A 2,366-nucleotide genomic window follows, 5' to 3' on the forward strand; every position below is an offset into this window, starting at 1 on the left:
GCCCCGCCCGCGGAGTGGTCGCGTCCCAGCCGGCCCTCGCGAGGCCTCGCGACGGGCCTAGCGGCCCTCCTCGACCACCGGAGCGCGCCTCCTCGACCACCGGCCGGTCAGGCCGCCAGCGGCGAGACCGGGGTCCGGTTCCTCCCAAGCAGCCACAGCATCGCCGCGAGCGCCGCGAGCTGGATCGGCCAGCCGAGCGCGATCTTGAGGACCCCGAGGGCCGCGATCGCCGCGTCGGCGTCGATCGCGCCGGAGTTGCCGCCGAGCCAGATGGGTCCCTGCACGACCGCGCGCAGGAGGCACGGCAGCGCGAGCAGCCAGGTCAGCCGCGCGCACAGCCGGACGACCTGCTTGTCGGCGTGCCACGCGGTCGGGTCGCCGGTGACGCTCCCGACCATGAAGCCCACCAGCGGCCACCCGATCAGGCAGGTGAACGCCATCACGACGAAGTAGCCCGAGTTGTAGAGGATGCCGGGCAGGAAGTACGCGAGCGCCTGCTCGTCCTCGCTGCCTCCGCGCCTGGCGGCCAGGGTCACGAACAGCCAGCCGATCCCGATGCCGAACAGCGCGTTGAGAACGAACTGCACCGACGAGCGCTGCACGAGCCGGACGACGAGCAGGAGGACGGCGGCGCCGACGCCCACCGCCAGCGCGAGCTCCAGCTCGCGGGTGGTCAGCCACAGCGCGGTGAAGGCGATGGTCGGGACCGCGGCCTCGAGCATCCCGCGGCGTCCGCCGAGGGCCGTCGTGAGCTGCCTGCGGACGACCTCCTCCACGGTCTGCGCCGTGGCCACCGTGGGTGGTGACGCGGACTGCGGTTCGCTCATGGGGTCTCGGGGTGCCCGCGGAAGCGTGAGTCGCCCGCGCGCAGCGCCCCCTCCGAGCGCTTTCGTGGGGTGGTCATGGGATCAGCTCGTAGCGAGGGTTGTACATCGTCCGGACACCGTCGTGCTCCCCGATCCGTCCCTGGACCTGGATGGAGCGGCCGGCGTCGATCCCGGCGATCCGGCGGCGGCCGAGCCACACGACGACGATGACACCGCTCCCGTCGAAGAGCTCGGCCTCCAGGGCCGGGATGCCGGCCCGGGGGCGCAGCGAGACCGTGCGCAGCGACCCACGGAGCCGGACCATCTCGCGGTCGGGTGCCTCGGAGATCCGGACGCAGCCCCGGTCGGAGTAGGTGGCCCGCAGGTCCCGCGCCTCCTGGTCGGAGGTGTCGGCCCAGCGGCTCAGGCTGCGGCGCAGCCGGCTCTTGCTCATGACACGCTCACGGCACGCTCATTGCTCCACGCGGCGCGCCTGCGGCGGCATGGTGACCGCCAGCGGCTCACCGACCGGCATCGCCTGCGCGCCTCGACGCACGGCGACGCGGCTGAGCACGTCCTCCCAGTCCGCCGAGCCGTCGACGTCGGTCGCCGGCTTGCCGAGCAGCGTGGCGCGCAGCAACCACCGGGGCCCGTTGACGCCGATGATGCGGGACTCCTGGGTGCCGGTCTTGCCGTCCGGCGTACGCACCTGCACCCGGCACACGAGCTCGGGCCCCCAGCGACCCTCACGCTCGGTCGCCGTGCCGCCACGCCCCGCGACCTCGGAGGCGATCTGCGGTCGCGCCTCGGACCAGAGGTCGCCGTTGCGTGGGGCCGCGAAGGCCCGCAGCTCGAGCGCGCCGTCCGACCCCGCCAGCACCACGGACTGGACGACACCACTGGCCTCGTCGACCTGCAGGCGCAGCTCGCGGCCGGGCTCGGGGGCGATCAGCAGGGACCCCAGGTCGACCCGCTCGGCGTCGTCCCCGGGCAGCTCGTCGGCGTCGTAGGGCCCGGAGGTCGGGCCCGCGTCCCCGGAACCGTCGTCCCCGGGGTCGACGTCGAGGTCGTCCACTGTCTCGTCGGACACCTCGGACCTACGGCGTAGCCTCACTGCTCTCCTTCTGCTGCCGGTTCGCGACTGGCGAACCCTCCAGTAGAACCGTAACCGCCGCTGCCACGGGCACTGTCGGGGAGCGTCTCCACCTCGACGAACGCGGCGTGCTCGACGCGCTGGAAGACGAGCTGGGCGACCCGGTCGCCGCGCCGCAGCTCGATGGTCTCCCGGGGGTCGTGGTTGACCAGCAGCACCTTGACCTCACCGCGGTAGCCCGCGTCGATGGTGCCGGGCGTGTTGACGATCGAGAGCCCGTGCCTGGCGGCCAGACCCGACCGGGGGTGGACCAGGGCCACATAGCCCTCGGGCACCGCCAGCGCGACGCCCGTCGGCACCAGGGCGCGCTCCCCCGGTGCCAGGGAGACATCGACGCAGGTGAGGAGGTCGGCGCCGGCATCCAGCGCGGCTTGCAGGATCAGCCCGTCCCACGGAGAGAGCTGCCG

The 2,366-nt window shown here is 73.6% G+C and carries 4 protein-coding genes; all 4 read right to left on the reverse strand.

The genetic code is table 11. The features are described 5' to 3' along the window. Positions 1–107: 107 nt before the first annotated feature. The 4 genes from JHD21_RS21825 to dut all read right to left on the reverse strand — a co-directional run bounded on the left by JHD21_RS21825 (position 108) and on the right by dut (position 2,342). Entirely contained in the window at positions 108–827 is a 720-nt protein-coding gene (locus tag JHD21_RS21825) for a DUF3159 domain-containing protein (protein WP_292679657.1), read from the reverse strand. A gap of 73 nt (positions 828–900) precedes the next feature. Further along, a complete protein-coding gene (locus JHD21_RS21830) occupies positions 901–1,260 on the reverse strand; it encodes an OB-fold nucleic acid binding domain-containing protein (protein ID WP_292679659.1) in 360 nt (119 codons plus the stop codon). Positions 1,261–1,278: 18 nt separating this feature from the next. Beyond that, entirely contained in the window at positions 1,279–1,896 is a 618-nt protein-coding gene (locus tag JHD21_RS21835) for a DUF3710 domain-containing protein (protein WP_292679660.1), read from the reverse strand. Positions 1,897–1,916: 20 nt separating this feature from the next. Then, positions 1,917–2,342, reverse strand: coding sequence for a dUTP diphosphatase (gene dut / locus JHD21_RS21840; protein ID WP_292679663.1), 426 nt, complete (start codon positions 2,340–2,342; stop codon positions 1,917–1,919). Between the last annotated feature and the right edge of the window lie 24 nt (positions 2,343–2,366).

Origin of the sequence: Nocardioides sp. (assembly GCF_016462705.1) — a bacterium.
Lineage (GTDB): Bacteria > Actinomycetota > Actinomycetes > Propionibacteriales > Nocardioidaceae > Nocardioides.

Coding starts and splice junctions, on each gene's coding strand:
- JHD21_RS21830 (WP_292679659.1), bottom strand. CDS start 1,260: ATGAGCAAGAGCCGGCTGCGCCGCAGCCTGAGCCGCTGGGCCGACACC.
- JHD21_RS21825 (WP_292679657.1), bottom strand. CDS start 827: ATGAGCGAACCGCAGTCCGCGTCACCACCCACGGTGGCCACGGCGCAG.